This is a genomic window from Sinomonas sp. (genome assembly GCF_036848755.1).
Taxonomy (GTDB): domain Bacteria; phylum Actinomycetota; class Actinomycetes; order Actinomycetales; family Micrococcaceae; genus Sinomonas.
The window spans coordinates 1-5,566 of the sequence record NZ_DAIUJO010000171.1; the positions used below are offsets into that span (position 1 = coordinate 1).

The 5,566-nt window shown below is 66.9% G+C and carries 8 protein-coding genes; all 8 read left to right on the top strand.

The window, feature by feature from the left end; genetic code table 11:
• Positions 1-143 precede the first annotated feature (143 nt).
• Positions 144-620 (top strand): Asp23/Gls24 family envelope stress response protein, encoded by a 477-nt coding sequence (locus V7053_RS17645; RefSeq protein ID WP_334173568.1) that lies wholly within the window; start codon positions 144-146, stop codon positions 618-620.
• On the top strand, positions 617-808 hold the full coding sequence (locus tag V7053_RS17650) for a hypothetical protein (RefSeq protein WP_334173569.1): 192 nt from the start codon (positions 617-619) through the stop codon (positions 806-808). The genes V7053_RS17645 and V7053_RS17650 overlap by 4 nt, the downstream gene beginning before the upstream one ends.
• Positions 805-1,182, top strand: coding sequence for a hypothetical protein (locus tag V7053_RS17655; protein WP_334173570.1), 378 nt, complete (start codon positions 805-807; stop codon positions 1,180-1,182). The genes V7053_RS17650 and V7053_RS17655 overlap by 4 nt, the downstream gene beginning before the upstream one ends.
• Complete coding sequence (locus tag V7053_RS17660; protein ID WP_334173571.1) at positions 1,179-1,877, top strand: hypothetical protein; 699 nt, start codon at positions 1,179-1,181, stop codon at positions 1,875-1,877. The genes V7053_RS17655 and V7053_RS17660 overlap by 4 nt, the downstream gene beginning before the upstream one ends.
• Positions 1,874-2,509, top strand: a complete 636-nt coding sequence (locus V7053_RS17665) for a hypothetical protein (RefSeq protein WP_334173572.1) — start codon at positions 1,874-1,876, stop codon at positions 2,507-2,509. Before V7053_RS17660 ends, V7053_RS17665 begins: the two co-directional genes overlap by 4 nt.
• Before the next feature lie 167 nt (positions 2,510-2,676).
• A complete protein-coding gene (locus V7053_RS17670; protein WP_334173573.1) occupies positions 2,677-3,969 on the top strand; it encodes an ABC transporter substrate-binding protein in 1,293 nt (430 codons plus the stop codon).
• An 89-nt stretch (positions 3,970-4,058) separates the two neighbouring features.
• The gene (locus V7053_RS17675) at positions 4,059-5,066 is read left to right on the top strand and encodes a carbohydrate ABC transporter permease (protein WP_334173574.1); all 1,008 of its coding nucleotides are present in this window, start codon (positions 4,059-4,061) and stop codon (positions 5,064-5,066) included.
• Between the two features lies 1 nt (position 5,067).
• Positions 5,068-5,566: carbohydrate ABC transporter permease (locus tag V7053_RS17680; protein ID WP_334173575.1), on the top strand; the 499-nt coding region annotated here is incomplete at its 3' end.

The window sequence follows — 5,566 nt, forward strand, 5'->3', positions numbered from 1 at the left end:
CTCACTGAAAATCGAAAGGTCACCGGATCGACGCCGGTCGGAGCCACCAAGGAAACCCCCGAGAAATCGGGGGTTTCGTGTTTTAAGCCGTACTAAGGTGGGATCAGGCTCACACTGGCAAGGCGGACGGCGAGGGGAACGGAATGGAGCAATACCCTGAGGTGCGACCGGGCCCGCCCGCGTACGCCGTGGATCCGCCCGAACCCGGTGGCCGGACCGTCATCCAGGAACAGGCTGTGGCCAAGGTTGCGGCCGCGGCTGCCCGGGCTGTCCCCGGAGTCCACTCGCTGGGCAGCGCCCCGTCGAGGACGCTGGGCGCGATCCGTGACGCGGTCGGGGCGGATCACGCGGCCGGCGTCCGAGCCGAGGCAGGCGAGACGCAGGCGGCCGTGGACATCACGCTGGTCGCCAAGTATGGGATGCCGCTGCAGAAGCTCGCGGACGACGTGCGGGCAGCTGTCTACCGCGCGGTCGAGGAGTACACGGGCCTGACAGTCATCGAGGTCAACGTTGAGATCGCCGACGTCTTCATCGGCGAGAGCAGGCCAGGCGACGCGCGCCAGCCGGAGCCACCCGTGGCCCCGCGCTCGGCCGGTCCGGCCGGAATAGAGGTGCTGTGAATCTCACCGTCATCGGCATCGCCATAGGTGCCTTTGTCGCCTTCATGTCCTTCCAGTTCGGGGCTTGGGGCTTCATCGGATCCCTCATCTTCATGGCCATCGGGGCGATTCTGGGCAGGGTCCTTGAAGGCAAGGTCGACCTTCGCCGGGTGTGGGATGCGCTGAGCGGAAGGCGCTCGTCGTCGTGACCGAGAGCCCCCTCGCCACTCGCACGCTCGTGGGTCACAACCGCGTGAGCACGCAGGCCCTCACGAGCCTCGCCCGGGCAGCGGCCGCGGAGCAATTCGGCGTGCGGCCGGGCGAGGTCCGAGCCTCCTGGACCGACGACGCCGGCCTGCTGGCTTTGAGCATCATCTCGCCTATCGCCGTTCCCGACCTCGGCGACGTCGCCGGGGTCGAGGACGTCGTGGCGGCGGCCGGCAGTGTCTGGGAGCGAGCGACCGCCGCGAAGGCAGCGATCCTCCACCAAGTCTCGGGCCTGAGCGGCGCGCAGCTGAGCCGCGTCGACATTCGGATTGCAGGGGTCCGCCCGCCGTTGGGGCAGAAGGCACGGGTCGCATGAGCGTCGACGCTCCAGGAACAGAGCACGACGGAGGGCCGGAGGACGGGGATCAGACCGGCCGTGCCAGCGTCCAGGAGGCAGACGCGGGCTCGGGAAGCCGAGAACCGGCGAGCGCCGGGCCACGCCACGGCCTCGAAACTGCAATCCGGAGGGAGACCGGCTCGGGCAGGGTGCTCGCATCCGCGATGGTCGCTCTCATCGTCACGCTTCTGTGCGTCTACGCCCTCCTCGAGTCCACCCTGCAGGCCATCAACCAGCCCGCGTGGCTCATCGACCCCGAAAGCGCCGCCCGTTTCGTTGCCGGCCTGCCGGATGACGCCGACCGGGGCATCCTCGGGCTCCTTGGTCTCGTGACCGCGGTCGTGGGGCTCATCTTCGTGCTCGTCGCGCTCCGCAGGGGCCGCTCGGGGCGCCGATCCCTGCCCGGCGGGCGGATCGCCGTCGTGCTCGACGACGAGGTTCTCGCCTCCGCGCTCGCGCGTCGCGCCCGGAGCGCGGCCACTGTCCGCCCAGAGCAGGTGACGGTCGTGCTCTCCCGCAACGAGGCGATCGTCAATGTGCGCCCGACCTCTGGGATCCCCGTCAGCGCCGAGGCCGTACTGGCTGCCGTGGAGGACGAGCTCCGTCGCCTCCGTCCTCAGCCGTATCCGCTCCTTCGGGTGCGGGTCGCGGGAACGGGGGTGGTCGGCGCATGAACGGCACGCCACGCACCCTCAATCGCCTGCTCATCCTCGTGTTCGGGCTGATCGTCCTCGCGCTCGGGAGCCTCATGATTCTGCTGGCGGCCGTGCCGGCCGTGGGGGAGTGGTGGACCGGGTGGGCGCCCTCGGCCTCGCTCGCCGCGGGCCGCGCGTTCGCTTCGACATGGATCCCGGACACGCGCGTGAGCTGGCTGTGGCTCCTCGCGATGGCCCTGCTCGTGTTGGTGATCCTCGGGATGATCGGCTGGATGGCGTTGCAGGGCACTGGGCGGCGGGACCTCATCGCCTGGTCGAATCCGACGGCCGAGCACGGACTCCCCGAGACCGGCGAAGCCCGCGGCCGGGTTGCCATTGCCGCCTCGACGGCAGACCAGGCGCTCCGAGCCGCCCTCGCTTCCCGCAAGGATCTGCTCGGCACCTCGGTCGCCGCCGTCGAGTTCGAGGGGAAGGTCGCGCTGCGGGTCCGGGTCGTGAGCCGCCAAGGTGCCGACCCACAGAGCATCGCGACGGAAGTCGAGAGGCTCGTCGGTGGCATGGACCTGCTGTTCGGCCATCCATGCCCTGTCCTGCTGCATATCGCGTCAGGACCCCGCGCGCGCTTCAGCCGCGCCGAGCGCGTTCGCTGACTCGCTGCAGCCCGCCGTCGCCCGAAATCTCCAGTTTTCCGCGCTTGATCACGGAATGGAAAAGACGTGCGTAAGCGCTTGCACACAGCTCTTGCACAGCCTAGGGTGAAGTGCGTCACACACCCCGGGGGCGGCGAAGACTGCCCCGACAGACAAGGGAGTCGAGCATGAGAAAGACGTTCTCCAAGTACGCTGTGCCGTTGGCAACGGCGAGCGTGCTGGCCCTGGCGCTCTCTGCCTGCGGCGGCAGTTCAGGCGGCGGCGGCGGAGGCAACAACGCGGCAACCCAGAACACCGACGGCCGGGGCCCCATCACCTACGTTCAGGGCAAGGACAACTCCAACGTCGTCCGACCGCTCGTTGACAAGTGGAATGCGGCGCACCCGAACGAACAGGTCACCTTCAAGGAGCAGTCGGACCAAGCCGACCAGCAGCACGACGATCTGGTCCAGCACTTCCAGGCCCAGGACGCCAACTATGACGTCGTCGACGTCGACGTCGTCTGGACGGCGGAGTTCGCGGCCAAGGGCTGGCTCCAGCCCCTCACGGGCTCGATGGCCTTCGACACCTCGCAGATGCTGCCCGCCACGGTGAAGACGGCGACCTACAACAACACGCTGTACGCGGCTCCGCAGACCTCGGATGGCGGCCTGCTCTACTACCGCAAGGACCTCGTCCCGAACCCGCCCAAGTCGTGGGACGAAATGATGAGCATGTGCTCGGTCGCGAAGCAGCACAACATTGGCTGCTACGCGGGCCAGTTCGCCCAGTACGAGGGCCTTACCGTGAACGCCGCTGAGGCAATCAACTCGGCGGGCGGCCAGATCGTCGACTCGTCCGGCAAGGCCAACGTGAACACGGCCCAGGCGAAGACCGGCCTCAACAACCTCGTCCAGGCCTACAAGGACGGCAACATCCCGCAGCAGGCCATCACCTACCAGGAAGAGCAAGGCCGTCAGGCGTTCGAGGCGGGCCAGCTCCTGTTCCTGCGCAACTGGCCGTATGTCTACAACCTGGCCAAGACCGATGGCACGTCCGTCGTCAAGGACTCGTTCGGCATCGCACCGCTCCCGGGCATGACCAACGGTCAGCCTGGCGCGTCTTCGCTCGGTGGCCACAACGTCGCCATGAGCGTCTACTCGAAGCACAAGGCCACCGCTCTTGACTTCATGAAGTTCATGACGAGCTCGGAGACCGAGCAGTTCTACGCGACCCAGGGCTCGCTCGCCCCGGTCCTCTCGAGCCTGTACACGAACCCGACGCTCACCGCGAAGCTCCCGTACCTGCCGACCCTGCTGACCTCCATCCAGAACGCCGTGCCGCGCCCCGTCACGCCGTACTACCCGGCGGTCACCAAGGCCATCCAGGACAACGCCTACGCAGCACTCAAGGGCGACAAGTCGGTTGATCAGGCCTTGAGCGATATGCAATCCGCGCTCCAAGCGGCCGGAGCGAAATAGCCGCAGGAGTGATATAGGGCGGTCCGGCGCCGGCGTGGTGCCGGACCGCCCTCATCCCGGCCCCAGGGGGAGAAAAGGAGTCAGTCACCATGTCCACCGAGGTTCCGGCGAGGACCAGGGCTAAGGCAGCCCCGAAGTCTTCGCACCAGATGCCAGGGAGGGAGAGCGCCGACCGCAAGCTGGTCACCCAAGGCCGCTGGGCGTCCATGCTGCTGCTTCCCACCCTGATCCTGCTCGCCGTCGTCATCATCTACCCGGTCGTCAACGCCATCGTCATGTCGTTCCAGAACGACGCGGGCCTGTCGTCGTCGGGCTTCTTCGTCCAAGGCGGGTTCGCCGGCGTCAACAACTACGTCCACTGGCTCGCCCAGCAGTGCAACGGTGTCTCCTGCCCGCCCGGCACACTGGGATCGCAGTTCTGGAGCGCCATGGCGACGACCTTCCTCTTCACCGTCATCACGGTGGTGCTCGAGACCGTCCTGGGGTTCTGGATGGCGATCATCATGGCCCGCAGCTTCCGCGGCCGCAGCGTCGTCCGGGCCGCCATCCTCGTGCCGTGGGCCATCCCCACCGCTGTCACCGCGAAGCTCTGGTTCTTCATCTTCGCGTTCCAGGGGATAGCGAATACGCTCTTCAACACCCACATCCTCTGGACAGGATCCGAATGGCCGGCTCGCTGGGCGATCATCATCTCCGACACATGGAAGACGACGCCGTTCATGGCCCTGCTCATCCTCGCCGGCCTGCAGCTCATCCCGGACGAGGTGTACGAGGCCGCGAAGGTCGACGGCGCGTCGACGTTCCAGCGCTTCACGCAGATCACGCTCCCGCTCGTGCGTCCGGCACTCATGGTGGCCATCCTGTTCCGCGTTCTCGACGCGCTCCGCATGTATGACCTTCCGGCCATCATGACTCAGGGCGCGAACAACACGACGACGCTCTCGATCCTCGTCGTCGACCAGATCCGCCAAGGCTTCAACAGCGCCGCGGCTCTATCGACGATCACCTTCCTGGTGATCTTCATCGTCGCGTTCATCTTCGTCCGCTTCCTCGGCGCGAACGCCGTCGGCGCGGCCACCTCGGCTGGAAAGAAGTGACATGAGCGCCGCAACAGCCACCGCATCGCGTTCCGTCTCGGTCCCCGAGCGCCGTCGCAAGTACGACTGGGGAGCGACCCGCACCTACATCGCCGCAGCCGTCATCCTCATCTGGTGCCTCGCACCGTTCTACTGGATGGTGGTCACGGCCTTCCGCGACGTGGGGTACACGTTCGATCCCACGTTCTTCTTCACGCACGTCACGTTCGACAACTTCCGGACGGTGTTCGACACCAGCCTCGGGAACCACTTCGCGCAGAACCTGCTCAACAGCTTCATCGTGGCAGGTGTGACGACGGTCGTGGCCCTCGTGGTCGGCGTCTTCGCCGCGTATGCCCTCGCGCGCTTGAACTTCCGGTTCAAGTTCGCGGTCATGGGCTTCATCCTCGGGGCCTCGATGTTCCCTGGCGTCGCGCTCGTCACGCCGCTCTTCCAGCTGTTCACCAACATCGGCTGGATGGGGACGTACCAGGCGCTCATCATCCCGGACATCTCGTTCG

Excerpts from the sequence above, each read along its gene's own strand:
- V7053_RS17645 (WP_334173568.1), top strand. The coding sequence starts at position 144 with ATGGAGCAATACCCTGAGGTGCGACCGGGCCCGCCCGCGTACGCCGTG.
- V7053_RS17660 (WP_334173571.1), top strand. The coding sequence starts at position 1,179 with ATGAGCGTCGACGCTCCAGGAACAGAGCACGACGGAGGGCCGGAGGAC.
- V7053_RS17665 (WP_334173572.1), top strand. The coding sequence starts at position 1,874 with ATGAACGGCACGCCACGCACCCTCAATCGCCTGCTCATCCTCGTGTTC.
- V7053_RS17670 (WP_334173573.1), top strand. The coding sequence starts at position 2,677 with ATGAGAAAGACGTTCTCCAAGTACGCTGTGCCGTTGGCAACGGCGAGC.
- V7053_RS17675 (WP_334173574.1), top strand. The coding sequence starts at position 4,059 with ATGTCCACCGAGGTTCCGGCGAGGACCAGGGCTAAGGCAGCCCCGAAG.